30 protein-coding genes are annotated in these 25,523 nt (G+C 48.4%); 14 read left to right on the plus strand and 16 right to left on the minus strand.

Annotated elements, in window-relative coordinates:
* The first annotated feature begins 27 nt into the window (after positions 1-27).
* The 3 genes from ACTHRY_RS09450 (at position 28) to dtd (ending at position 2,267) form a co-directional block, all read left to right on the plus strand.
* Complete coding sequence (locus ACTHRY_RS09450; protein ID WP_049322784.1) at positions 28-900, plus strand: peptidyl-prolyl cis-trans isomerase; 873 nt, start codon at positions 28-30, stop codon at positions 898-900.
* A gap of 44 nt (positions 901-944) precedes the next feature.
* Positions 945-1,709: a peptidyl-prolyl cis-trans isomerase gene (locus ACTHRY_RS09455; RefSeq protein WP_049322783.1), complete on the plus strand. Its 765-nt coding sequence runs from the start codon at positions 945-947 to the stop codon at positions 1,707-1,709.
* A gap of 96 nt (positions 1,710-1,805) precedes the next feature.
* Positions 1,806-2,267 carry a D-aminoacyl-tRNA deacylase gene (gene dtd, locus ACTHRY_RS09460; RefSeq protein WP_049322814.1) on the plus strand — a complete coding sequence of 154 codons (462 nt, stop codon included), beginning with the start codon at positions 1,806-1,808 and terminating at the stop codon, positions 2,265-2,267.
* 59 nt (positions 2,268-2,326) lie between these two features.
* On the opposite strand, the gene ACTHRY_RS09465 is transcribed toward dtd, so the two are convergent.
* The 15 genes from ACTHRY_RS09465 to hisC all read right to left on the minus strand — a co-directional run bounded on the left by ACTHRY_RS09465 (position 2,327) and on the right by hisC (position 13,268).
* Entirely contained in the window at positions 2,327-2,845 is a 519-nt protein-coding gene (locus tag ACTHRY_RS09465; RefSeq protein WP_049322782.1) for a gluconokinase, GntK/IdnK-type, read from the minus strand.
* Between the two features lie 91 nt (positions 2,846-2,936).
* Complete coding sequence (locus tag ACTHRY_RS09470; protein WP_049322781.1) at positions 2,937-4,322, minus strand: GntP family permease; 1,386 nt, start codon at positions 4,320-4,322, stop codon at positions 2,937-2,939.
* Between the two features lie 292 nt (positions 4,323-4,614).
* Positions 4,615-5,268 carry an oxygen-insensitive NAD(P)H nitroreductase gene (gene nfsB / locus ACTHRY_RS09475; RefSeq protein ID WP_239662100.1) on the minus strand — a complete coding sequence of 218 codons (654 nt, stop codon included), beginning with the start codon at positions 5,266-5,268 and terminating at the stop codon, positions 4,615-4,617.
* Between the two features lie 72 nt (positions 5,269-5,340).
* Positions 5,341-6,117 carry a twin-arginine translocase subunit TatC gene (tatC, locus tag ACTHRY_RS09480; RefSeq protein WP_036493177.1) on the minus strand — a complete coding sequence of 259 codons (777 nt, stop codon included), beginning with the start codon at positions 6,115-6,117 and terminating at the stop codon, positions 5,341-5,343.
* Between the two features lie 15 nt (positions 6,118-6,132).
* Positions 6,133-6,795 carry a Sec-independent protein translocase protein TatB gene (gene tatB, locus ACTHRY_RS09485; protein ID WP_049322779.1) on the minus strand — a complete coding sequence of 221 codons (663 nt, stop codon included), beginning with the start codon at positions 6,793-6,795 and terminating at the stop codon, positions 6,133-6,135.
* 3 nt (positions 6,796-6,798) lie between these two features.
* The gene (gene tatA, locus ACTHRY_RS09490) at positions 6,799-7,002 is read right to left on the minus strand and encodes a Sec-independent protein translocase subunit TatA (protein ID WP_003679438.1); all 204 of its coding nucleotides are present in this window, start codon (positions 7,000-7,002) and stop codon (positions 6,799-6,801) included.
* Between the two features lie 41 nt (positions 7,003-7,043).
* The gene (locus tag ACTHRY_RS09495; RefSeq protein WP_003748648.1) at positions 7,044-7,367 is read right to left on the minus strand and encodes a histidine triad nucleotide-binding protein; all 324 of its coding nucleotides are present in this window, start codon (positions 7,365-7,367) and stop codon (positions 7,044-7,046) included.
* 118 nt (positions 7,368-7,485) lie between these two features.
* Positions 7,486-7,809 (minus strand): phosphoribosyl-ATP diphosphatase, encoded by a 324-nt coding sequence (locus tag ACTHRY_RS09500; protein WP_003679440.1) that lies wholly within the window; start codon positions 7,807-7,809, stop codon positions 7,486-7,488.
* A gap of 32 nt (positions 7,810-7,841) precedes the next feature.
* Positions 7,842-8,249 carry a phosphoribosyl-AMP cyclohydrolase gene (hisI, locus tag ACTHRY_RS09505; RefSeq protein WP_004519653.1) on the minus strand — a complete coding sequence of 136 codons (408 nt, stop codon included), beginning with the start codon at positions 8,247-8,249 and terminating at the stop codon, positions 7,842-7,844.
* A gap of 43 nt (positions 8,250-8,292) precedes the next feature.
* Positions 8,293-9,060, minus strand: coding sequence for an imidazole glycerol phosphate synthase subunit HisF (gene hisF, locus ACTHRY_RS09510; protein ID WP_003748652.1), 768 nt, complete (start codon positions 9,058-9,060; stop codon positions 8,293-8,295).
* A 40-nt stretch (positions 9,061-9,100) separates the two neighbouring features.
* Positions 9,101-9,418, minus strand: coding sequence for a hypothetical protein (locus ACTHRY_RS09515; protein ID WP_036493171.1), 318 nt, complete (start codon positions 9,416-9,418; stop codon positions 9,101-9,103).
* Positions 9,419-9,582: 164 nt separating this feature from the next.
* Entirely contained in the window at positions 9,583-10,320 is a 738-nt protein-coding gene (hisA, locus tag ACTHRY_RS09520; RefSeq protein WP_049322778.1) for a 1-(5-phosphoribosyl)-5-[(5-phosphoribosylamino)methylideneamino]imidazole-4-carboxamide isomerase, read from the minus strand.
* 73 nt (positions 10,321-10,393) lie between these two features.
* Positions 10,394-11,038, minus strand: a complete 645-nt coding sequence (gene hisH, locus ACTHRY_RS09525) for an imidazole glycerol phosphate synthase subunit HisH (protein ID WP_049322777.1) — start codon at positions 11,036-11,038, stop codon at positions 10,394-10,396.
* Positions 11,039-11,207: 169 nt separating this feature from the next.
* On the minus strand, positions 11,208-12,164 hold the full coding sequence (gene hisB / locus ACTHRY_RS09530; RefSeq protein WP_049359894.1) for an imidazoleglycerol-phosphate dehydratase HisB: 957 nt from the start codon (positions 12,162-12,164) through the stop codon (positions 11,208-11,210).
* Between the two features lie 18 nt (positions 12,165-12,182).
* A complete protein-coding gene (gene hisC, locus ACTHRY_RS09535) occupies positions 12,183-13,268 on the minus strand; it encodes a histidinol-phosphate transaminase (protein WP_049322775.1) in 1,086 nt (361 codons plus the stop codon).
* A 216-nt stretch (positions 13,269-13,484) separates the two neighbouring features.
* Between hisC and ACTHRY_RS09540 the strand changes: the two genes are divergently transcribed.
* The 9 genes from ACTHRY_RS09540 to rplS all read left to right on the plus strand — a co-directional run bounded on the left by ACTHRY_RS09540 (position 13,485) and on the right by rplS (position 22,391).
* On the plus strand, positions 13,485-13,841 hold the full coding sequence (locus tag ACTHRY_RS09540; protein WP_036493163.1) for a DUF2069 domain-containing protein: 357 nt from the start codon (positions 13,485-13,487) through the stop codon (positions 13,839-13,841).
* Positions 13,838-15,670: a PglL family O-oligosaccharyltransferase gene (locus ACTHRY_RS09545; RefSeq protein ID WP_049322774.1), complete on the plus strand. Its 1,833-nt coding sequence runs from the start codon at positions 13,838-13,840 to the stop codon at positions 15,668-15,670. Before ACTHRY_RS09540 ends, ACTHRY_RS09545 begins: the two co-directional genes overlap by 4 nt.
* 206 nt (positions 15,671-15,876) lie before the next feature.
* Positions 15,877-16,554: a two-component system response regulator MisR gene (gene misR, locus ACTHRY_RS09550; protein WP_003748666.1), complete on the plus strand. Its 678-nt coding sequence runs from the start codon at positions 15,877-15,879 to the stop codon at positions 16,552-16,554.
* A gap of 15 nt (positions 16,555-16,569) precedes the next feature.
* Positions 16,570-17,967 (plus strand): HAMP domain-containing histidine kinase, encoded by a 1,398-nt coding sequence (locus ACTHRY_RS09555; RefSeq protein ID WP_049322773.1) that lies wholly within the window; start codon positions 16,570-16,572, stop codon positions 17,965-17,967.
* Between the two features lie 55 nt (positions 17,968-18,022).
* Positions 18,023-20,413: a GNAT family N-acetyltransferase gene (locus ACTHRY_RS09560; protein WP_440374211.1), complete on the plus strand. Its 2,391-nt coding sequence runs from the start codon at positions 18,023-18,025 to the stop codon at positions 20,411-20,413.
* A 75-nt stretch (positions 20,414-20,488) separates the two neighbouring features.
* Entirely contained in the window at positions 20,489-20,737 is a 249-nt protein-coding gene (rpsP, locus tag ACTHRY_RS09565; RefSeq protein WP_003684452.1) for a 30S ribosomal protein S16, read from the plus strand.
* 15 nt (positions 20,738-20,752) lie between these two features.
* Positions 20,753-21,262, plus strand: coding sequence for a ribosome maturation factor RimM (gene rimM / locus ACTHRY_RS09570; protein ID WP_049322771.1), 510 nt, complete (start codon positions 20,753-20,755; stop codon positions 21,260-21,262).
* The gene (trmD, locus tag ACTHRY_RS09575; RefSeq protein ID WP_049322770.1) at positions 21,262-22,011 is read left to right on the plus strand and encodes a tRNA (guanosine(37)-N1)-methyltransferase TrmD; all 750 of its coding nucleotides are present in this window, start codon (positions 21,262-21,264) and stop codon (positions 22,009-22,011) included. Before rimM ends, trmD begins: the two co-directional genes overlap by 1 nt.
* A gap of 14 nt (positions 22,012-22,025) precedes the next feature.
* A complete protein-coding gene (gene rplS / locus ACTHRY_RS09580; protein ID WP_003679470.1) occupies positions 22,026-22,391 on the plus strand; it encodes a 50S ribosomal protein L19 in 366 nt (121 codons plus the stop codon).
* Positions 22,392-22,599: 208 nt separating this feature from the next.
* On the opposite strand, the gene ACTHRY_RS09585 is transcribed toward rplS, so the two are convergent.
* Positions 22,600-24,009, minus strand: a complete 1,410-nt coding sequence (locus ACTHRY_RS09585; RefSeq protein ID WP_440374212.1) for a PepSY-associated TM helix domain-containing protein — start codon at positions 24,007-24,009, stop codon at positions 22,600-22,602.
* A 344-nt stretch (positions 24,010-24,353) separates the two neighbouring features.
* Between ACTHRY_RS09585 and greA the strand changes: the two genes are divergently transcribed.
* A complete protein-coding gene (greA, locus tag ACTHRY_RS09590) occupies positions 24,354-24,830 on the plus strand; it encodes a transcription elongation factor GreA (RefSeq protein ID WP_049322768.1) in 477 nt (158 codons plus the stop codon).
* An 87-nt stretch (positions 24,831-24,917) separates the two neighbouring features.
* On the plus strand, positions 24,918-25,346 hold the full coding sequence (locus ACTHRY_RS09595; RefSeq protein ID WP_036493141.1) for a DUF4149 domain-containing protein: 429 nt from the start codon (positions 24,918-24,920) through the stop codon (positions 25,344-25,346).
* Positions 25,347-25,523 lie beyond the last annotated feature (177 nt).

Genomic DNA, 25,523 nt, shown 5'->3' on the forward strand with positions numbered 1-25,523 from the left:
CCAATCATTATTTAAAAGAGAAATACGATGAAAAAAACCTACTTTGCTTCAGCCTTGATGCTTGCCCTGACTACCGGCACCCTGTTTGCCCAAACTTTGGTGACCGTCAACGGTCAAGCCATCGACAGCAGCGTTATCGATGACCAAGTTGCTTCCGTACGCGCCAGCAACCCGAACGTTCAAGACACTCCTGAATTGCGTCAAATGCTGACTGAACGCCAAGTTATCAGCACTGTTGTTACCCAAGAAGCTAAAAAATTAAAACTGGATCAAAGCGCTGAATTCAAAACTGCATTGGAGCAAGCGCGTGCCGATGCCGCCAAGCAAGGTGCAGATAAAAAAGCCACATTCAAAACCGAATGGGCAGTTTTCGAAAATGATTTGTTAGGCCAAGCTTTCGCGGCGCATATCGTCCGTCAATATCCTGTTCAAGAAAAAGATGTCAAAGCCGCTTACAACGACTTCAGCAACTTCTATAAAGGTACTCAGGAAGTCCAAATGGGCGAAATCGTGACTGACAGCAGCAGCAATGCCCAAAAAGCCATTGCCGATTTGGATGCGAAAAAAAGCTTTGTTTCGGTATTGAACCAATACTCAATTGACGAAGCGGCCAAAAAAGCCGGCGGTATCCCTAAAGCTTATGTTCCGCTTAAAGATTTGCAAGAATCAGCGCCTCCGCTTTATGCAGCCGTCAAAGACCTGAAAAAAGGCGCGCACACTAAAACGCCGCTGCAAAACGGTAATCTGTATGCCGTCTTCTACGTCAACGACCGCCGTAATGTTACTGTGCCTTCTTACGAAACCGCTAAAAACGAGATTGGCAGCGACTTACAGGCAGCCCGTGTTGATGCGGCCATTCAATCATTGCTGAAAAAAGCCAGCATCAAAGTCAACAAATAATATAACGTGCCCGCCGTGATGGCGGCGGGCAATAAGGAACTCACATGAACATCAAGCCCAAAACTGCCGTTTTGGCTATCCTCGCCCTGTCGACGATCGGTTTGGCAACCGCCAAAGCACCTGATATCGATCCCGCCCGCATCGACAGCATGGTCGCCGAAGTATTGAGACAGGCCGATCAACATCCCAACCAGACTGCCAAACCCGATGGTCAGGCAATCCGCAAAGATGTGGTTACACGTTTGCAGGCTTTGGAAATTTTGAAAAATGAAGCCATCAAAGCTGGTTTGGACAAAGATGCGGAAGTACAGAATCAATTCAAAAACGTTGAAGCTGAATTCTATGCTAACCAATACGCTGCTTATCTAGAACGTCAGACCGCAGTTGACGATGCCGAGTTGCGCCGTTTCTACGACCAGCAAACACGCATTATCAAGCTGCAACAAGTCAGCTTTGCTTCAGCCGACGAAGTACGCGCCGCGCAAGAACTGCTGCTCAAAGGCTTGTCATTCGAAGAGCTGATGAAACGCTATCCTAACCCAGAACAAGAATTTGACGGCTTCATTTCTCCGCAACAGCTTCCTCCCCAACTGGCCGTTGCTTTTGCCGACATGAACCGAGGCGATGTAACACATGAGCCGATTCAGATGGAAAACCGTTTTTATCTGTTTAAACTCAGCGCGGTAGAGCATGATCCGAATGCCGAACCTTTTGAACTGGTGCGCAATCAGATTGCCCAAACTGTCAAACGACAAAAAGTCGAGAATCAGATCGAACGTATCTTGAAAGAAAACGGCATTAATCCGTAAATTAATTCAATGGTTTCAGGCCGTCTGAAACTATATTTGAACTCAGAGGGCGTATCTTACGCCCTTTTTTACAACTCCTTTTATTCACACAAGATTATGCGCGCTGTTATCCAAAAAGTTACCCAAGCCAAAGTTGACGTTTTCTCCGAAAACTCCCGCGAAACTTGCGGCAAAATCAACAACGGATTTATGATATTGCTCGGCGTTACCCATACCGATACAGAAACAGACGCCAAATACATTGCGGACAAAACCGCCAACCTGCGCATCTTTGAAGACGAAAACGGCAAATTAAATTTATCGCTCAAAGATGTCGGCGGCTCGATATTATTGGTTTCCCAATTTACTCTTTACGCCGATGCGCGCAGCGGCCGCCGTCCGTCCTTCTCCAATGCCGCACCCGCAGAACAAGCGGATAAACTCTATCAATATACTGCGCAACTTTTACGCGAACATGGACTGACTGTCGAAACCGGCAGATTCCAAACCCATATGCAGGTATCCCTTTGCAATGACGGGCCGGTTACCTTATTGCTTGATTCGCAAAAAACATTCTAAATCTCATCAAAAAAGGCCGTCTGAAAGATTTCAGACGGCCTTTTCATTTCTGTTCATTATTAAATCAAGCCTTGCGCTTTTACCCAGTTCACAATATCTGCCTCAACGGCTTCAGGCGTACCCGGATTGTCGATTTTGACACCGTACTCATCCGCACCCAGCTCTTCCAAAATCTCCAGCTGCGAATCCAGCATTCCGGCTTTCATATAATGCCCCTGACGCGACAGCATACGCTCTAGATTGATTGCTTGAGGCGGAGTCAGATGGATAAAAGCCACCTTCCCTTCCGCACCACGCAGAATATCGCGATAGTGATGCTTGAGTGCGGAACAAGTAACGATGGAATATTTTTCCCCGTTTTTTGCCTGCTCTGCCATCCAGTCACGCAAATTGCCCAGCCAAGGATAGCGGTCTTCATCCGTCAGCGGAATACCGGCACCCATTTTGTCGCGGTTGGCTTGGGTATGAAAATCATCGCCTTCGGCATAGGGACATTGATCAAGATATTTTTGCAACGAGAGTGCGGCCGTGGTTTTACCGCAACCGCACACGCCCATCATGACAAAATGTGTCGTCATTTTTCTACTCCTTGTTTATCTGGATTTTAACGGTATTTGAAAACAGGCGGATTGTGTTATCTCAAAAACACTATCCGCCGGCCGTTTTCGATTAAACCAAGATAAACAACACTGACGATAAAGCAAAACCGATGAGTGCGATAAGTGTTTGGTTGACCGTCCATGTCTTCAAGGTCGTCGGCACATCCATATCCAACAGACGGCCGACAAGCCAGAAGCCTGAGTCGTTAAAGTGGCTGCAACCGACGGAACCCGCCGCCGTCGCCAATACCACGCAAGTAATCTGCCAATCGCTGAAACCTGCCGCCGCAACGGCCGGTGCCATCAACGCGGCAGCGGTAGTCAATGCAACGGTCGCAGAACCTTGCGCAATACGCAAAGCCAAAGCCACCAAGAAACAGCCCAGCAAAACGGGAATACCCAAGTCAGCCATGCTGTCGGCCAAAGCCTTACCGATACCGGAAGCACGCAATACGCCGCCGAACATACCGCCCGCACCGGTAATCAAAATAACCGAACAAACCGGACCCAATGCGCCATCAATGGTTTTCTCCAAAGCGCTGGCTTTTTCGCCACGTTTGCTACCCAATACATACAGGGCCACCAAAACAGAAATCAGCAAAGCAATCGGTGTCGAACCGAGCATTCGTGCAAACTGCACCCAGCCTTCATCCGCACTGACCATTTTCTCGCTGATCAAAGTAGATAAACCAGTATTCAAGAAAATCAACAACATAGGAATCAGCATAATGCCGATGACTGTAGATGCTTTTGCAGGGGCTTTCGGTTGGTCGTTATCTTGTGTACCGCCGCTGATCAGATCAGGAACGGGCACATGAATGCTGCGACCCAAAACTTTACCCAATAAATAGCCGCTGAAATACCAAGTAATCAAGGTAACAGGTAAACCCAAAATCAGTAGTTGACCAATATTTGCACCATAAAATTCAGAAGCGGCAATCGGGCCGGGATGAGGCGGCAGGAAGACGTGCATGACGGAAAATGCGCCAATAGATGCCAACGCATAGGGCAAAACAGTTTGCTTCATGCGGCGTGCCGTTGCAAACACAATCGGCAACATCACCACCAAGCCGGCATCAAAGAAAATCGGAAAACCGAAAATCAAAGAAGCCACGCCTAAGGCAAACGGCGCACGTTTTTCACCAAAAATCCGAATCAGCGCATCCGCCAAAGATTGGGCACCGCCGGAAGTTTCCACCAAACGGCCGAGCATTGCGCCCAAACCGACCAGCAACGCCACGCTGCCGAGCGTGCCGCCAAAGTTTTTGACCAACACATCATTGACGATACTGCCCATAGGCAGGCCTGTTACGATAGCAGTCAGCAGGCTGACCAATACCAACGTCAGCAAAGCATGAACACGCAGTTTCACAATTAAAATCAAAATCAGCAAAATTGCCGCCGCCGCAATACCGAGCAAAGTGCCGGCACTCAGCGTTTGAGTCCAACCATCCATTTTGAAGCCTTTCTCTGTAAGAAAAATACAAATTTATTAATGTTTTTTAACATATATGAATACGATAACACATTTACCCATGAAATCGTACGGCTGAATCCGGCCAAAATATAAACACCTATTTTTCCAAACTCTTTTTGTAAGATGCTTGAAAAATAAGGAGGACAAAGAAAAACAAGAACAATAAAAAGGCCGTCTGAAAAGTAGTTTATTTTCAGACGGCCTGACATTATGCCTCTCAATAAGATAGAAACAGATGGCTTTTTCAATGATCTGAAACCAAGCCCCTCGGTTATACCTGGGTAAAAATTACCTCGTTTTCCAAACGTGATTTCGGCAATTTAGCATTAAAATCATCTTCGGCGCGATAGCCCAATGCAACAACGGCAACAGCACGATAACCTCTTTCAGCCAAACCAAATTCTTGATCCAAAACAGCCATATCCACCCCTTCCAACGGAACGGCATCCACCCCCAAGGCCGCGGCGGCAAACAGGGTAAAGCCCAAATTAATATGAACTTGTCTCGACAACCATTGGGTTTCGTCTTGCATTTGATTGCGGTGGATACCCAAGAAAGTACGGCGCGCATTATCGCCCATTTGCTTATTTTCGGCCGTAGCAAAACGTCCGTCTTTATCTTCCTGTTCCAACACGCCTGCCAAATAGTCCTCATCGGCATGCACCCGCGCCGCAAATACGATTACATGAGAAGCGTTGATGATTTTGGGCAGGTTGTACGGAAAATTTTCTGCAGATTTGGCTACCCGTGCCTTTCCTGCTTCATTATCTGTAATCACAAAATGCCAAGGTTGGATATTGACGCTGGAAGGACTGTAGCGCAGTGCCGCTTCGATTTGGGCAAAATCTTCGGCTGAAATTTTTTTGGAGGCATCAAAAGATTTGGTGCTGTAACGTTTTTGTACGATATCCTGAACATTCATCATGTTGTTCCTTAACATTTAAAACTATCATAAACACAAAGGCCGTCTGAAAAATCCCTCAGACGGCCTTTATTCTCAAATTTCCGCCGGCGGTTGCGGTTTATCCTCATCTTCCTGTTGCGTTTTGGCCTTGGCAAAACGGCTGAACCAAATACCTGCTTCGTAGAGTAGAATCAGCGGAACGGCAAGCAGGGTTTGAGAAATTACGTCAGGCGGCGTGATGATTGCGGCAACGATAAACGCACCCACGATAACATACGGACGGGCGTTCTTAAGCTGAGCGGTCGAAACAATACCCATTTTGGCAAGCAATACCACAACAACGGGCACTTCAAACGTCGTACCGAATGCGACAAACATGCCCAAAATAAAGGACAGGTATTTGTCGATATCGGTCGCCATATTGACGCCGACAGGGGTTACACCGGCCAAGAATTTGAAAATAACGGGAAACACCAGAAAATAGGCAAACGCCATACCGACGAAGAAAAGCGTTACGCTGGACAACACCAGCGGCGTAATCAAACGCTTTTCGTTTTGGTATAAGGCCGGTGCGACAAACGCCCAGACTTGATACAGCGTGTGCGGCAACGACAGCAGAAACGCCGCCATTAAGGTAACCTTGACCGGCACAAAAAACGGCGCGATCACATCGGTCGCAATCATGCTGGTATCTTTAGGCAGATTGGCCATCAATGGTTCGGCAACAAAAGTATAGAGCTGCTGGGCAAACGGCATCATGCCCAAGAAGCAGACGACGATGCCGATGACGATCCACATCATGCGGCGGCGCAGCTCGAGAAGATGCTCGATAAGCGGTTGGACGGGTTGTTCGTGTTGAGGTTCGGACACCGGTTGACTCACTTTTTACTTACGGACGCGCAGTTTGGGTTTGGCGTGGAATTTCGGGCGCATATCGCGCTTGCGGCTCATCGCCTGCTTACGCAGAGATGTCGTATGTAGCGGAGGAACATCGGCGGCAGGAGCTTCGACATAGCTGACTTCAACCGCCGGAGCGGGGGAAACCGATGCGGTCAAATACTCACGCCAAGCGCGGTCTTGCTCGGACTCAGCATTTTCAGCCCCGGCAGGCTCTTGGGTTTGCGCTGCCCCACCCTCTTCAGGAACTTGGGCCGCACTTTCATTTTCAGTGCTGCTTGAAGCCAAATCAGGCAGAGGATTACCGAACTCGTCCACGCCAAAATCAGCTGGCGTTTTTTGTTCGGGCAGGCGCTCCCAAGGCTTGAGGCCGTCTGAAATATCATTCAGATTTTTTTGTGCATCATCGCCCAAGTCTTTGATACCGTCGCGAAACTCCGAAGCGGCGGCTTCAAATTCCTGCTTGACTTTGCGCAATTCGTCCAACTCAGCCTGAGTATTGAGCTCCTGCTTGACGTTGTTGACGAAGCCTTGCAATTTACCGACCAAACGCCCGGCCGTGCGCGCGGCTTGCGGCAGACGTTCGGGGCCTAACACTATCAGGGCGACAACGCCGACCAGCAGCAATTCGCCCAAACCGAAATCAAACATGGATTATGCTTTGTCTTCGTCTTTTTTGTGTTCGATGACTTCGTCTTTTTTGGCATCTTTGCCGTCTGTACCTTCGTTCAGGCCTTGTTTGAAGTCATGCACTGCGCCGCCGAGGTCTTTGCCGACGTTGCGCAATTTTTTGGTACCGAATACCAAAACGACGATAATCAGTACGATAATCCAGTGCCAAAGAGAGAAGCTACCCATGATAAATCCTTGAATTTGTTTAATTTAAAAAGAGATAATAATTATGCGGGCGTACCCATGATATGAATATGCAGGTGGAAGACTTCCTGTCCGCCGCCTTTGCCTGTGTTGATCAGGGTTTTGAAACCGTCGGTCAAACCTGCCTCTTGGGCAATTTGAGGGACTTTCAACATCATTTTACCCAACAGGGTTTGATGTTCGGCAGTGGCGTGTGCCAGTGAATCGAAGTGTACTTTCGGAATCAGCAGCAGATGTACCGGCGCGGCAGGGCGGATGTCTTTGAAACAAAGCATCTCATCGTCTTCGTAAACGGTTTGTGCCGGAATATCTTTGGCAGCGATTTTGCAGAAAATACAATTATCCATAATGGCTCCAATGGCCGTCTGAAAACGGGTGCAACGGGTTTCGCCAAACAAAGTGAAATCGTTTTTGCCCCAAGAGACGGATTCTGAAACAGGTCAAATACGGGATTGTAATATAAATTCAAGATTCTTTGCGAGAAGCTTTTTCCACTAATCCCGACAAACCTTGACGGCGCGCAAGCTCGTTGACCACATCTTCAGCACGCAATCCGTGATGCGCCAATAAAACCATGGTGTGAAACCACAAATCCGCCACTTCGTAAACCAAATGTTCGCCGCCGCCATCTTTAGAGGCCATCAAGGTTTCACCCGCTTCCTCGATAACTTTTTTCAGAATCTTGTCTTCGCCTTTATGCAACAGTTGGGCAACGTAAGAAGCATCGGGATCGCCGCCTTTGCGCGAATCGATGACGTTTTGGATTTGGGTAAGGATGGTATCGGTCATGGTCGGTTTCTCTTATTTTCTTTCAGACGGCCTTAAGGATGTTTATGTCCGTAAATTGCTTCTTCGTCTTTCAACACGGCATCCACTGTCTGCCATGCGCCGTCTTGCCAAACTTTATAAAAGCAGCTTTCGCGCCCGGTATGACAGGCAATGCCGCCGTTTTGTTCAATCAACATAACCACAGCGTCGCCATCGCAATCCAGGCGCAATTCGTGTACTTTTTGCGTATGCCCGGACTCTTCGCCCTTCATCCATTGTTTTTGGCGGGAACGGCTGTAATAGTGGGCAAAACCGGTTTCTACGGTTTTTTGCAGGGCTTCGGCGTTCATCCAGGCGACCATCAGCACACGGTGTGTCTGCCAATCTTGGGCAATCGCGCAAACCAAACCTTTTTCATCAAATTTTACGGCATTCAGCAGCGTTTCGTTTATATTCGACATTCGCGTTTTCTCCCATATTTTTCAGACGGCCTTTGGGTAGCAATCACAAACGCACTTCGATTCCTGCTTCGCGCATGGCCAGTTTTGCTTCGCGGATACTCGCTTCGCCAAAGTGGAAAATACTGGCGGCCAATACCGCATCGGCCTTCCCTTCTTTAATACCGTCCACCAAGTGTTGAACCGAACCGACGCCGCCGGAAGCAATGACCGGAATATCGACCGCTTCGCTGACCGCGCGTGTCAACGGCAGGTTGAAACCTTGTTTGGTACCGTCCCGGTCCATACTGGTCAGCAAAATCTCGCCTGCGCCGCGCCGCTGCATTTCGACAGCCCATTCCACCGCGTCCAAACCGGTCGGATTACGTCCGCCGTGGGTAAAGATTTCCCAACGGGTGTTTTCAGGGTTGACCGCTTTGGCATCGACAGCAACAACAATCGCCTGAGAACCAAAAAAACCGGCCGCTTCGTTGACCAAATCAGGATTGGTTACGGCAGCCGTATTGATGCTGGCCTTATCGGCACCGGCATTGAGCAGGCGGCGGATATCGGCAACCGTACGCACACCGCCGCCGACTGTCAATGGAATAAAAACTTGCGAAGCGACCGCCTCGATAACGTGCAAAATAGTATCGCGATTGTCGCTCGAAGCGGTAATGTCCAAAAAGGTCAACTCATCCGCACCTTCATCATTGTAGCGTTTGGCAACATCAACCGGATTGCCTGCATCGCGCAAACCCAAAAAGTTGACGCCTTTTACCACGCGGCCGTCTTTTACATCCAGACAAGGAATAATTCGTTTTGCCAATGCCATACCCAATACCTCTTATCCGTTATCAGGCCGTCTGAAACCGTCAGGCCAAAAATTTGCCCAACCAATCCGGCAAATGTTGCAACAGCTGAAAATAACCGATACCGGCCATCATTGCCAACACGCAGGAAATAATAAAATTGCTGTCGATACGGCCGACAATGGCGAAAATCAACCCGGCAAATGCCCATATTATCCCGTTGAAAATCATCCAATAGGTATCGATAATCGGCAAATCAAACGCCGTCAGCTGCCGCAATATCACTGCAATCAGTGTAAACCACAAACTTTCGCTTAGCGGATACACTTCTCGGTCGGATGACCAGATAATCCAAAAACCCAAAACAAACGCTTCAAGCATACTAATCCCTTAATAAAATATCGATTGGGTTGTTTTTATAATTATTTCAAACAGATATAAACCCATAACCTATACAGGCAATCCCTTTGAGTGCATTTTTGTGTGCTGCGTCAGCCGCTGCGTTTTAATGGCCTGCAAGGTCTTATCCGCATAATCCGACACATTTAAGCCAAAGAATCGGCCAGTTTTTGCGCCTGTGCAAAATCAATACTTCCCTCGTAAATTGCACGGCCGGTAATCGCACCGCTCACGCCTTCTTTTTCGACGGCACACAATGCGCGGATATCATCCAAATTCGTCAAACCGCCGGAAGCGATAATCGGGATATTCACGGATTGGGCCAATTTGACGGTAGCTTCGATATTCACCCCGCTCATCATGCCGTCGCGGCCGATATCGGTGTAAATAATGCTGTTGACGCCATCGTCTTCAAAACGTTGGGCCAAATCGACGACATGATGTTCCGTTACCGTCGCCCAACCGTCTATCGCCACCATGCCGTCTTTGGCATCCAGGCCGACAATAATCCGCCCCGGAAATTCATTGCATGCTTCGCGCACAAATTCAGGATTTTTTACCGCAGCCGTGCCGATAATCACATCAGTCAGCCCCAAATCCAAATACTTTTCAATGGTTTCCAAATCACGGATGCCACCGCCAAGCTGTACCGGAATATCTTTGGCCACGGCGGCCAAAATTTCTTTAATCGCCGGAAAATTTTGAGGAACGCCTGCGAATGCGCCGTTCAAATCAACCAAATGCAAACGGCGTGCGCCTTGGTTGCGCCAATGCAAAGCCATCTCTGCCGGCGAATCGGAAAACACCGTCGCCTGCTCCATCAAACCTTGTTTTAAGCGGACACAACGTCCTTCTTTCAAATCAATGGCAGGTATCAACAGCATTTTTTTCTCCTCTATTCAGTTTCAGTATATTTTACACAAATTAGCGATTTTTAGCAGATTTATGTTAAAAACCTCAAATCTGCCAATTTAAAAAATTCCGCAGCAGCAATAATCCTGCCTGATGGCTTTTTTCCGTGTGAAACTGTGTGGCAAACACATTGTCTTGACCGACAATGCAGGCAAATTTATTCGGATATTCGCTGACGCCTAAAACAATCTCTTCATTTTTCGGCGCAAAATAATAGCTGTGAACAAAATAGAAATACTCGTCCTGCCCAATGTCTTGAAATAAAGGATGAGTGCGGGTTTGACAAACCGTATTCCAGCCCATATGCGGCACTTTCAGACGGCCTCCTTGCGCATCAGTTTGATTGGGCAAAAACCGTTTTACTTGCCCTTCAAACCAGCCCAAACCATCTGTATCGCCTTCTTCGCTGTGTTCAAACAATAATTGCGCACCTACGCAAATTCCAAAAAACGGCTTGTTTTTCAGGCCGTCTGAAACCGCCTCACCCAAACCGCTTGCCTTCAGCGCAGACATACAGTCTGGCATGGCGCCCTGCCCCGGAAAGATAACCTTATCCGCCGCCATCACCTCTTCGGGCCGCGAAGTCAGATAAATTTCGGCATTTTGATTAGACAAAACCTGCGCCGCCTGAACAGATTTCAACACTGAATGCAGGTTTCCCATTCCATAATCGACAATCGCTACTTTCATTGCTTCTCCTCAGGCCGTCTGAAAACATTTAATGATTAATATAATAATAAGAATGATTGTAGCAAAAGATGGTTTAAAACAAAATATTGCCACCATACAAGACAAATAATAAAAGGCCGCCTGAAATCCCGATCGGTTTCAGACGGCCTTTATTCATTCACACAATGCCTTATTCTTCAGACGCGGCTTCCGCTTCTTCTTGAACAGATTCTTCGCTCAGCGTGCCTTTGGTAGAAGGCGTTTGACCAATCATACGCGGATCGTATTCGACTGCCATGCGCAGGGCGCGGCCGAAGGCTTTGAAAACGGTCTCGGCTTGATGGTGCGCATTACGGCCGCTCAAGTTATCGATGTGCAAGGTCATCATGCTGTGGTTCACAAGACCGTGGAAAAATTCTTCAAACAAATCGACGTCAAAACGGCCGATCAGGGCGCGGGTAAAGTCGATGTTGTACACCAAACCGGGGCGGCCGGAAAGGTCAATAACCACACGGCTCAACGCTTCATCCAGCGGAACATAGGCATGACCATAACGGGTAATGCCGGCTTTATTGCCAAGCGCTTGTTTCAAGGCTTGACCCAATACGATACCGATGTCTTCAACGGTGTGATGGTCGTCAATGTGCAAATCGCCTTTGCAGGTAATATCCAAATCAATCAAACCATGACGCGCCACTTGGGCAAGCATGTGTTCAAGGAAAGGAACGCCTGTATCCAAGCGGTATTTGCCGGTACCGTCAAGATTGAGGCTGACAGTGATTTGGGTTTCGCTGGTATTGCGGGTAACGGTAACAAAACGGCCCTCGGTTGAAACACCAGCTTCGGCTGCTTCGGCGGTTTGTTTTTCCAAACGCGCCGCTTCAACCGCTGCTGCTTTTTCTTGGTCTTTGCTGTGATCACGGTTCAGCCAGCCTTTGCGTTTGTGCATGCCGGATTCCAACTTCGCAGCCAGGCTCGGACGGATGCCGCGCGCAGACTCATCGCCTGCTTGTTGTTCCAAACGGCGTTTGAGCTGAGACAGGGAGGCGGAGTTTTCATAACCGCACGCGCGTGCGAGTTTGGTCAATGAGCCGGCTTCTTCAACCAGTAACAGAAAATTGGTCAAATGCAGTTGAGCTTTGTTCATGATAATAGTTCCTTGAAATCAAAGATTGGGGTAAAGGTTTTTAATAACGGCCAAGACGGCATCATTTTGCGCTGCCGAGCCTATGGTTATGCGGACACACTGATCCAAAAGCGGATGGCTTCCATGCAGTTTTTTAATCAGTATGCGGTTTTGCTTCAATGTTTCAAACAGCCCGTCCGCATCAGGAACGCGAACGGTAATAAAGTTGGCTTCGCTTGGGAAAACTTGCAAACGGTTTAATTTCAACAATTCATTCATTACGCGCGAACGCTCATTTTTCAATGTATCAATGTTTTGCTGAATAATTGGATGATGTTTCAATGAGAATTTCGCCGCCGCCAAGCTTAATTGATTCATATTGTAAGGAGGTAGGATTTTGGCCAGCTCTCCAATAATGCCCGGGCTTGCCGCCGCATACCCCATCCGCAATCCGGCAAAGCCGATTTTGCTGATGGTACGCATTACGACCAGATTTTCAACTTCTCCCGCCCACGGAAGGAAACTGTCATGATGAAATGCGCCATATGCCTCATCAACGACCACAATGCCGGTTGCCGCGCGAACAACCGCCTCTACTTCTTCTCGTTTAAAGCACACGCCGGTAGGGTTATTGGGATAGGCAATAAAAATTAATGACGGCTGATGTTGCTCAATCGCGGACAAAACGGCAGAAAGATTTAAAGTGAAGTCCGGATTTAAGGAAACGCCGACATATTCCATGCCATAAAGCGCGGCATTATGACGATACATAACAAAACTTGGCTCAATACCCAATACACACGCATTGGGTTTGGCAACCAGCATGGTCAAAAACTGGATAAGCTCGTCGGAGCCGTTGCCCAATGCGATTTCCGCCTTGCCGGGAATACCGAAGACTTCCCTTAATTCTTCATAAATCCCGCTTTTGGCAGTATGAGGATACAAATGAATCGGGGCTTCTTTTACTATATCCGCCCATTCTGACAACAAAGATTCATATCCGGCGAAAGGATGATGCGGACACTCCATGGCGTCCAACTTAATAAAACCTTCCGGCAAATCGGCAACCTGATAAGCTGTCATTACTTTAATATCGTCACGGATAACGTCAGCAACGCGATTCATGGTTTTCTATCCTCCTGAGATACAGCGTCTATAATAATAGCACAATTTTTATTTGATAAATATATTAATAAGACTATAAAACAGGATAAAGTTTCATTAATTTAAAGAAAAACAATAAATTCTTTCTTGAATATCCTTAAGCAATATTCTTGGCTCCCCCCGCATTTTTAGCGGTATAATTTCAAGTTTTCCAGTACGGCTTACGCCCTTTATATTGTGAACAATACTCGCTCCCCGTTACCTTATCTTGCAACTTCCATAAGTCTTATCCTTTTGATTTTGCTTTCCTTATCATGGGAATTATGGATCGCGCCATTGCGCGAAGGCGGCTCATGGCTGGCATTGAAAGCTCTGCCTTTGTGCCTGCCGTTGACCGGCATTTTGAAAAAACGCATCTACACTTACCAATACAGCTCCATGCTGATTCTGATTTACTTTGCTGAAGCCTGTATGCGCCTGGCAGACACGGCTCTCGCCAGCCGGATTTGCGCCGCTATTTCCGTATTATTGTGCATTACCTTTTTTCTCGGCTGCCTTGCATTTATCAAACAACAAAAACACACATCAAAATGACCTACCACACACTTTCAGACGGCCTGGCCGAATCTTCAGTAAAAACCTTTTGGCCTTTATGGCTCAGTTTTCTTTGGATTTGCGCCGTCCCTTTTCTCTCACTCTACCGAGTCGGCCCACTGCCCAGCTTTTATTTAGAAGCCATCTCATTGAGCGGCTCATTGGTACTGACATTGATTAGCGCACACAAAGGCCTGCTGAATATCCGCCTTCCCGCACTCAGTATCGGTTTGTTTGCCATGGCCGCATTTTGGTCACTCCAAGCGCGCTTCATGCATTCCATCTACCCCGGTATGAGCGATATCACTGCCTGGACCTTTGTCATTTTGGCACTGGGCGCATGGTCGGTTCGCGGCTGGGTAGCAGCTTACGGGCAAGAACGCGTCGTCAGCATCTTTGCTTGGTCTTTATTGATAGGAGCAACCATACAGGCCGCCATCGTCTGGTTGCAATTTAAAGGCTGGTCCAACGTAGAATGGTTGAACGGCATCATTGCCCGAAGCAACGGCACCGTAAACGGCCAACTCGGCCAACGCAACCATTTGGGACATTATTTAATGTGGGGCATTTTGGCGGCATCCTATTTATGGACGGCGCGCAAAATGTCCAATGCAGCAGGTTTTCTGTTCGTATTAGCATTGACTGCAACCCTCGGCCTTGTCAACTCACGCACCATCTTAGGCTATATCGCCGCCCTATTCCTGATTACGCCGTTATGGTTTTGGCGTACCCGCTTCCAACACAAACGCGCACTGTGCATTTTTCTCCTAACTGCCACCCTGGCCGCCGCTTTCCAATTCGGCATGGGCAGCCTGCTGGATTTGTTTGGCAACATTAAATACGAAACCGCTGTCGAACGCGCAGGCACCAGCGGTTTTGAAGGTTCCATGCGCCAAATCGAATGGAGCAAGGCATGGATTGCCTTTCAATCCGCACCTTGGTTCGGCCATGGCTGGAACAGCTTTGCCCAGCAAACCTTCCTGATCAATGCCCAACAACAATACTTCCCCAACAACATCCTCGGCGTACTGTTTACCCATTCGCACAACATCGTCATGCAGTTATTATCCGAAATGGGCATTGCCGGCACCTTGCTTGCAGCCTTAACCCTGCTTGCAGCCGTGTGGCGACTGTTGGGCCGCAACCAAACACCGGCCTCGCTGTTTTTACTAACTGCCGCCGCCGTCAGCCTTTGCCACAGCATGCTTGAATATCCACTTTGGTATATTTACTTCCTCACCGTATTCAGCCTGATTCTGTCGCTGACACCCTCTTATCCGAAAGATGTTTCAGACGGCCCTTTATCTACCCGAATCAGACAATGGTCATGCGGTATAGCCGCTTTATCGATTTTAATCGGCATGGCAAACCTCAGCTGGGAATATCAAAATCTGACCCAATATAGCCGTGTAGGGAAAACTGATGATCAGCAAACGGTTCAAAACAAAATCGACGGCTTGCAACGACTTTCCAAAGAAAGCCCCATGCTTGCCTATTACGCCGATTTGAGCTTGAGCAAACGTGCAGATCCGACCGATGCCTACATCCGCCCGTGGGCAGAAGAAGCCGCACTCAAAGCCCTGACCTACCGCCCCTACTCCAACGCCTATCAAGTCGGCCTCTACCTCTACCGACAAGGCAAGAAAGAAGAAGGTGCGCAATGGATGCAGGCAGTGCAATATTATTACCCCTATATGATGTATTTCTACGCCGACAAAATACGCAGCCATCCGGCATTCGCCCCACTGCTGCCCAAACTTTTGTCCGATTGCAAAGATTTCATCAACGCACCGAAACACCAAACTGCCAAATCATGCGACAAACCCTGAACAAAACACACCCAATTGTCAGTTTGTCCTTACAGGCCGTCTGAAAATGTAAAGAGCAGCGAGTTTCTATGCAAAAAAGCGCAAAAGCACAGAAAATTACGCTATCAACAAAAGCAGATTGCATGTTAAGATTGAACACAACTCTATTTTAAGCGCCGTACTGCCATTTAGTACCGCGGCGCATACAATCACGAAAAGGAAATTCCATGAGTCGCGTATTACTCGTAGATGACGATGCCCTCTTGACCGAATTGCTGACCGAATACCTGACTGCCGAAGGCCTCAACGTTCATAGTGTTCCCGACGGCGAAGCCGGCGTTCAAGAAATTCTGACCGGACAATACGATGTCGTCGTATTAGACTCCATGATGCCTAAAATGAACGGTTTGGACGTACTGAAAAACGTACGCACCCAAAGCACCGTACCCATCATCATGCTGACCGCAAAAGGCGACGACATCGACCGCATCATCGGTCTGGAAATGGGTGCGGACGATTATGTTCCGAAACCATGCACACCACGCGAACTCTTGGCCCGCATCAACGCCATCCTGCGCCGTGCGCAACACAGCAACGAACAAAACAACGCGCCTAACAGCATTTCTGTCAGCGACGTCGTTTTGTACCCGGCCAAACGCCAAGCCAGCATCAAAGACACTCCGCTCGAATTGACCAGCACCGAATTCAACCTGCTCGAAGTTTTGATGCGCCACGCCGGACAAGTCGTCAGCAAAGAGACCCTGTCTATCGAGGCACTCGACCGCAAACTGGCTAAATTTGACCGCAGCATCGACGTACACATCTCCAGCATCCGCCACAAATTGGGCGATGCCTCCCTGATTCAAACTGTACGCGGCTTAGGCTACCTGTTTGTTAAAAACTAAAGATTAAACAGATCAATGAAACTGTTTCAACGCATCTTCGCCACATTTTGCGCAGTCATCGTCTGCGCAATCTTTGTGGCGAGTTTTTCATTTTGGCTGGTGCAAAACACCCTCGCCGAAAACCAATTCAACCAACGCCGCACCATCGAAACCACATTGATGAGCAGCATCATCTCCGCGTTCAACTCGCGCGGAGACAGCGGTGCGCGTGAAATTCTTTCGGAATGGAAAAACAATCCGGTTTCCAATGCCGTTTATGTGATTACCGGCGACGATAAAAAAGATATTTTAGGCCGCAATATTGACAGCCTGTCCATCGAACGCGCCCGCATCTTCGCCATCAACAATCCCGAATCCGATTTAGCCCACATCGAATACGACCGCTTTGGCGAAGAATACCTCTTCTTCATTAAAGGCTGGGACAACCATCAAGCCCAGCGCCTGCCCAGCCCGCTTTTCATTCCCGGCCTGCCGCTTTCACCGATTTGGCACGAATTTATCATTCTGTCTTTCATCATCATCGTCGGCCTCTTGATGGCTTATATCCTTGCCAACAACATCACCAAGCCCATTAAAATTCTTGGCGGCGGCATGGACAGGGTAGCCAACGGCGAACTCGAAACCCGCATTTCCCAGCAGGTTGACGACCGTGATGACGAATTGTCCCACCTTGCCGTACAGTTCGACAAAATGGCCGAAAAATTGGAAAAACTTGTGGCCAAAGAGCGTCATTTGCTCCACCACGTTTCTCATGAAATGCGTTCACCACTGGCACGCATGCAGGCAATTGTCGGCCTGATTCAATCTCAGCCGCAAAAACAAGAGCAATACCTCAAGCGGCTTGAAGGCGAATTGGTGCGCATGGATACTTTGGTAGGTGAATTATTGACCCTCTCCCGCCTAGAGACTTCCAATATTCCTTTGGAAAAAGAAAACCTCAAACTCGTTCCGTTCCTGACCAACTTGATTGAGGACAATCAAAGCATTGCCCACCAAAACAATCAAAGCGTTACCTTGAGCATTGACCCTAAAATCCCTGAAAATGCCGTGATCAGTGCCAACGAAGGCTATTTGTACCGCGCCTTTGACAACGTTATCCGCAACGCCATCAACTACAGCCCGGAAGGCAGTACCATTCAGACCCATATCGGACAAGACGGCAAACACTGGATTATCGATGTTACCGACAACGGCCCGGGTGTCGATGAAATGCAGCTTCCGCATATTTTTACCGCCTTTTATCGTGCCGACTCCAGCGCACACAAACCCGGCACCGGCTTGGGGCTTGCCTTGACGCAACACATCATGGAACAGCACTGCGGCAAAATCATTGCTGAAAACATCAAACCCAACGGCCTGAGGATGCGTTTCATCCTTCCCAAAAAGAAAGCCGGAGACAAAAAAGAAGCCTAAAAATAAGGCCGTCTGAAACTCTTCAGACGGCCCAAAACACAAATAAGGAACCATCATGAATGCAACCGTCCAAACCGGCTACTTCTTCATGCCCGAACACATCATCCTTGTCGGCGCCAGCGAACGTCCGCACAGCCTTGGCGAACGCATTTTCAGCCACCTGCTCGGTTCCTCATATCAAGGCAAAATCACGCCCGTCAATCTCCGCCACAGCAGCGTCGCCGGCCTCCCCTCCTACTCCAGCCTCAGCAAAATTCCAGGCCAGGCCGACTTAGTTGTTGCCGTCATCCCGCACGACCATTACGACACACTGTTCAAAGCCTGCCGCAAAAAAGGCCTGCTCCACATTATCCTGATCCAAGATTGGGAAAACCTGCCGCCCGAATCCTGCAAAAACGCCCGTTCCATTATTCAAAAATATCACGGCGACGAATTAAACATCAGCGTATGTAACAGCGCAGGCGTCCAACTTCCCTCACTCAATCTCAATATCGGCACCCAAGCCGACTATCCGGCCGGCCATATCGCATTACTCACCGGCCACAGCACTGTCAGCCGCAACATCAACCATCTGCTGAACACAATGCATCAAGGCGTATCGCGCCACATCAGCCTCAACTACAACCTAAGCCCCACCACCTCTGCCGACTGGCTCAACCGCTTCGGCCACAACCGCCATACCAAAGTTGCCGTCATCCACTACAATCCGGCCGAAAACCAACGCGAGCTGTTCAGCGCCATCCGACACTTTGCACGCCACACCCCGCTTATCCTGTTGTCCACACATTACACCGACGACACAGACAAAGCCGTCCTACACAGCCTCGGCCGCCATTGCAACTTCCTGCCGGTATTCAATATCAACGAACTCGAAGCAGCCTTAAAAGCCCATCTTTCCGGCATTCCCGTCATTACCCATCCCACTATTTTGTCCGATACGCCGATAGAATGGCTGCGCAGCACCGCCGATGCCTGCCAATTGACCCTCAACCTTCCAACCGACGCACCATCCATCCAACAAGGCTGCATCGGCAGCGACCCCACGCCCGCACGCATCCACCGCCTGGCACTCGAACAATTGCAAAATCCGCACACCCAAGCCCTGCTCGGCATTATTTCGCCGGACACGCCGGACGCGTACGGCATTCATCAAACACTGAATAACTTAGCACAAAAAACCAGCAAGCCCATTCTCATCAGCCATCGTTTTTCAGACGGCCTGACCCGGTTTAACACCCCGGAAGAAGCCTTGCTGACACTTTATTTCCGCAATCAAACCGCCTGTTTGCAACAAGCGCAAAACACCCCCGCCCCAGCCAAAACAGGCCGTCTGAAAACGCCTAAAAACAAAAGTATCGATAAAGCCATTGCATCCGGTCAAACCGAACTGATGGCAGAGGCCCTGTACCTGCCTCCGTACCAAACCCAAAAGCACAATGCCGTTCAATTCCGATTCAGCCGTCATCCCATTTACGGCAACATCCTGACCGCCCATTACAACGGCCAAACCCAAGTCGCATTACCGCCCTTTACCACGCTCGATATCCAGCGTTTAAGCCAATTTGCAGAACTTGACAATACTTCCATTCTCAATCAATTCCTGCATTCCCTAAACACGCTTATCCACAACAACCAGCATATCGGCGACATCATCCTCAACTACAACGGCAGCCAATACAGCAGCACCATCATTCCTGAAATTGTGGAAAAACCAGCCGCACCGACAACCAAAATCCCCAAAAAAGCCGTCCAAACCTTAGAACAAGCCGCCGCCAAAATGCAAAGTGCCGCCGCCTACCTCCAACAAAAGAATCCGGCTGCAGCCGAGTTTCTACGCAACACCGGCGAAGCCGCGTCCGAACTGCTGCATCCTAAAACCGAAACGTCCAAAATACAAAACGTACTCGCCCCCTACCCGAACCAAACCGACACATTCACTCTACCCGACGGCAACACCCTGCACATTCGCGCACTAGAGCCTGAAGATGCCGAAGCCAAACAAAAATTTGTCCGCCAATTACCCGCGGCCGACTGCTATACGCGCTTCATGACCCACACCAACGAATTACCGCAGCCCACACTCGCACGGCTGACCCGCCCCGATTTCCATAACGAATGCGCATGGGCCGCCTTCGCTTCAGACGGCCGTATCGTCGCAGTCAGCCGTTACAGCCGCATCAATCGCAACGAATGCGAATTCGGCATTACATTGGCCGCCGAAGCCCGCAAAACCGGCTTGGCCGGCAAAATGATGAGCCTCATTATCCAAACTGCCACACAGCAAGGTTATCAAACCATGAATGCGGAAATCCTCAAAGAAAACACACCGATGCTCAAACTCGCTGAAAAATCAGGATTTACCGTTACCCCGTTGGAAACCGACCGCGGACTGTATCAAGCAAGCCTCGATTTGAACGAATGGCAAAACAGCAACAAAAACAAATAAAAACTTGCATAACCCGTGTGAAATATCCTAAAATTAGCGGTTTCTATATATCCGCATTTTTCAAAAGGACTCAAAATGGTAGTTATCCGTTTGGCTCGCGGCGGCTCAAAACACCGCCCTTTCTTCAACGTAGTCGTAACTGACTCTCGCAACCGTCGTGACGGCCGCTTCATCGAGCGCGTAGGTTTCTACAACCCCGTTGCCAACGAAAAACAAGAACGCGTACGTTTCGACGCAGACCGCATCAACCACTGGGTCGCTCAAGGCGCGAAAGTTAGCGATGCAGTTGCCAAACTGATTAAAGAGCAAAAAATCGCTGCTTAATCAGCTGAAACGACCATGACAGACACTCAAAAACGGGTAGCCATGGGCTACATCAAAGGCGTATTCGGCATTAAAGGCTGGCTTAAAATCGCTGCCAATACCGAATACACCGACAGCCTGCTGGACTACCCAGAGTGGCAGTTGTGCAAGGATGGTAAAACCCTGAATGTCACGCTTGAGGCAGGTAAAATTGTCAATGGCGAACTTCAGGTCAAATTTGAAGGTATAGACGATCGCGATCAAGCATTTGCCTTGCGCGGCTATACCATCGAAATTCCCAGAGAGTCATTCGCCCCTACTGAGGAAGACGAATACTACTGGGCAGATTTAGTCGGCATGACCGTCATCAATAAAGAAAACATCGTCCTCGGCAAAGTTAGCAACCTGATGGAAACCGGTGCAAATGATGTTTTGATGATTAAAGGCGAACACGGACAAATCCTGATTCCCTTCGTCTCCAACTATATCGAATCTGTCGACACCAACAGCAAAACCATTATCGCCGACTGGGGCTTGGACTACTGATGCTGATTCAAGCCATCACCATTTTTCCAGAGATGTTCGACAGCGTTGTCGAATATGGCGTTACAGGCAGGGCAAGAAAACAAAACCTTTGGCAGTTTCAAGCCATTAATCCCCGAAAATTTGCCGACAACAAACTTGGCTATATCGATGATCGCCCCTTCGGTGGCGGCCCGGGAATGATTATGATGGCGCCACCGCTTCAAGCGGCAATTGAAGAAGCCAAAGCAAACTCGCCAAAACCTGCCAAAGTAATTTATCTCAGTCCACAAGGTCAGCCGCTGACACATAAAAAAGCCGCAGAACTTGCCGAACTGCCCCATCTTATTCTTCTATGCGGACGCTATGAAGGCATAGATGAAAGACTGCTGCAACGCAGTGTGGACGAAGAAATCAGCATTGGCGACTTTGTCGTCTCGGGTGGCGAATTACCCGCCATGATGTTGATGGATGCCGTCTTAAGATTGGTTCCGGGTGTATTGGGCGATATACAGTCAGCCGAACAAGACTCGTTTTCAGACGGCCTTTTAGACTGTCCTCATTACACCAAACCTGTAGAATTCCAAGGCATGATGGTTCCTGATGTCTTACGTTCAGGAAATCATGGCTTGATTGCCGAGTGGCGATTGAAACAATCGCTACGACGCACTTTAGAGCGCCGACCCGATTTATTGGAAAAGCGCAGTTTAATCCCAAAGGAATCCCGCCTCTTAAAAGAAATCTTGCAAGAGCAACAGGAAATCCAATCATAACTTAGGAAAAATAAATGAACTTGATTCAACAATTAGAGCAAGAAGAAATCGCTCGCTTGAACAAAGAAATCCCTGAATTCGCTCCAGGCGACACCGTTGTCGTATCTGTACGCGTGGTTGAGGGTTCCCGCAGCCGTCTGCAAGCATACGAAGGTGTTGTTATCGCTCGCCGCAACCGTGGCTTGAACAGCAACTTCATCGTTCGCAAAATCTCTAGTGGCGAAGGTGTAGAACGTACTTTCCAACTGTACTCCCCTACCGTAGAAAAAATCGAAGTTAAACGCCGTGGTGACGTACGTCGCGCCAAACTGTACTACTTGCGCGGCCTGACTGGTAAAGCAGCTCGCATTAAAGAAAAATTGCCTGCTCGCAAAGGTTAATAGCTTTCATCAAAAACCCACTTCAATGAAGTGGGTTTTTTGTTTTTATACAAGACCTCGTCTTTCTTACACAATCCTGTAAGCCAATCACAATCCCCATCTCACGCATAAACTTAAACAGAATCATAACTCCCCTGCTTCTTTTAACCTTTATAAAAAAGGCCGTCTGAAACAAAAGATTCAGACGGCCTTTAATCACATCGGGCAGTTATTTAAACCATCTTGCCAATGCTGGGATACGCGACAACAACAGTGTATCCAAAATCCAAATAACAACGATTGCAGCAATGGCCGTTGGGAAAATCACAGCCAAAATCAAAAGTGGCACAGCCATTGCCCACCATACCGGCAATTTGATTTTCTGTGCAGGAGGAACCAAACACCGCGCTTCCGAAGGACGGCGTTTCCACCACATTACACAGCCGCTGACACAGATAAAAATAATTGCCAGACAGAACACAACATTCGCCAGCACGCTCCACCAGCCCAGTGTACCCATATGCAAAGCAATACTTGCTGCCATGAACTTGCCAAACCAGTTGTAATCGTCAAAATGAATATCCGCCAGGATTTTGCCACTGTATTGATCAATATGTACCGTACGATCCGCAGTCGGACTAATCATATCGTAGCTCATTGAGTCTTGCGACAGCGTCCATACGCCTGTTTCACCCTTAGGCAGGTTTAACTGATAGCGGCCTTTAAAGCCAATTTCGCGTGCAAAGCGGTCAACCGTTTCCAACGTCATCGGTTCACTTGGATTAATGCCGTTTTCGCCCAGTGTCGTACCGGAAACCGGCATAGGCGTCAGCTCTAAAATCCACGGCACTTCTTTGGATTTGCCATCATTCAACACATCGCCATGGGTTGGCACGGAAGATACCGGATTAGGCTCCACACCCCATTTGCCGGCTGGGAATTGGCTCCATGCCTGCACAGCCTTACCACCCCAAATACCTGCCCAAGCAATACCAGACAAACAGAACAGCAGCAAAATCAAAGAAACCCAAGAGCCAACCGCACCGTGCAGGTTGCGCCACCAAGAACGGCCTTTGCCTGCTTTAGGTAAAAGGACGGCCTTCAGACTACGCTGTTTTACCCACCACAAATAAATACCGGTCACAATCATGATGATGGTTAGCGATGCAGCAGTTTCCAACAGGTAGTCACCAGTCGCACCCATCATCATATCGCCATGGATTTCGTCCATCGTGTGATACCAGCCTTGACCGCGCGGTATCGTATTCACGACTTTTGCCGTATAAGGATCAACGGCAACCATAGTGGCTTTATCGTCGTTGTTCACACGAAATACGGCCACCATATCATCTGCGCGCGGCGCAATATATTGCACCACAGAAGCAGTTTCCGGATTCACAAACTGTCTGGCGGCTTCAGCTTGAGCCGACAAAGGCTGCACCACTGCTTGCGGCGTAACATGTATCCGCTCGCCTTCTTTACCGGTGATATTGGCAAATAGCAGCATTCCCAACCCTGTAACAGCCAGCAGAGTTAAAAACGGCGCGACCAAAAGTCCGGCATAAAAATGCCATCGCCAAACAGTCAAATAACGGCGGTTAGCCTGTTGTTCATTTTGGGAAGTTGGTTTTGTTTCCATATATTCTCTTTATATAATTAAAGCAGACTAATCCTTAAGGATTATTAGCAAGCATTTTAATCAAAACCATTCATTTACGAAACCGTTTTTCAAGCGTAGCTTTGAAATACTTCAATATTTAGCTTGCAGGCCGTCTGAAAAAACAAAATAGACAGAAAACAACACTTTACTGAAAATCCGTTTTAATCATTGCGGTTTCGGCAGAATTTGGTAGAATACAGGCATTACTTATTTATTCATCAAGCCGCCAAGCTTTGGCGGCTTGTATTTTTATTTCCAATCCGGCTACCGCGCGTGGCCGGATAAAATTTTAAAAGCATCATCATGCTTTCATGGAGAATCTTATGCAAAAAATCCCTTTGACCGTCCGCGGTGCAGAATTACTGAAACAAGAACTTCAACACCTCAAAAGCGTGGCTCGTCCAGAAATTATTGAAGCCATTGCAGAAGCACGTTCACACGGTGATTTGTCTGAAAATGCCGAATATGAAGCCGCCAAAGAGCGCCAAGGCTTTATCGAAGGCCGTATTGCCGAGCTGGAACACAAACTCTCTATGGCCCACATCATCAATCCTGCCGAAATCCATGCCGAAGGCAAAATCGTATTCGGCACAACAGTAACACTGGAAGATTTGGAAACCGAAGAACAAGTAACCTACCAAATTGTCGGCGAAGACGAAGCAGACATTAAAGAACGCAAAATCTACGTTGGCTCCCCAATTGCCCGTGCCTTGATCGGAAAAGAAGAAGGCGACGTTGCAGAAGTTCAGGCCCCCGGTGGCGTGCGTGAATATGATATTATTTCCGTACAATACATCTAAATAAACTCAAGGCCGTCTGAAAACGTTTTCAGACGGCCTTTTGTTACACCATCACAACTAAAACAGAATTTCCCAAAGAGAAACCAGATGAGCCTACCCTACAAAATTACTCAAACCGCTGCTGCCATTTGGCTAGGCATGCAACTGACAGCCGGCTACATTGTCGCCCCCATACTATTCCATCTCCTGCCTAAGATGCTGGCAGGAGAAATCGCCGGCATTTTGTTTGCCATTACCGCAATATGCGGCTTAGTTATTTTTGGCGCAGCCTATGCCTTTTTCAGACGGCAACTTGCCTCCCTCTCTTGGTGGGTTTTGGTACTTTGGCTACTCTTAGCCTGTAATCATCTTTTGGTTACGCCGGTTATCGAGGCGCACAAGTACGGACTGGATAACTGGCTCTTATCCCTAGTAGGCGGAACATTCGGCATTTGGCATGGCTTATCCAGTATTATTTTTTTAATCTGTACGATACTGGCAGCGATGTGCGTATGGAAATGGCCCGGGCCAAACTAAACTGTTTTAATAAAAGGCCGTCTGAAAATAAATCTTTCAGACGGCCCTTCTCATTTTGAAATCACGAATTATCTTAATTACTCAAATACAAGCCATAAAAAAAGGGGCTGACGTAGATTAGCAGTTATGCTAGGCTACGAAAATGCAGATAACCAATTGTAAATTAAGCAAGAGATT

The organism is Neisseria sp. P0004.S004, from assembly GCF_051963335.1.
Taxonomy (GTDB): Bacteria; Pseudomonadota; Gammaproteobacteria; order Burkholderiales; family Neisseriaceae; genus Neisseria.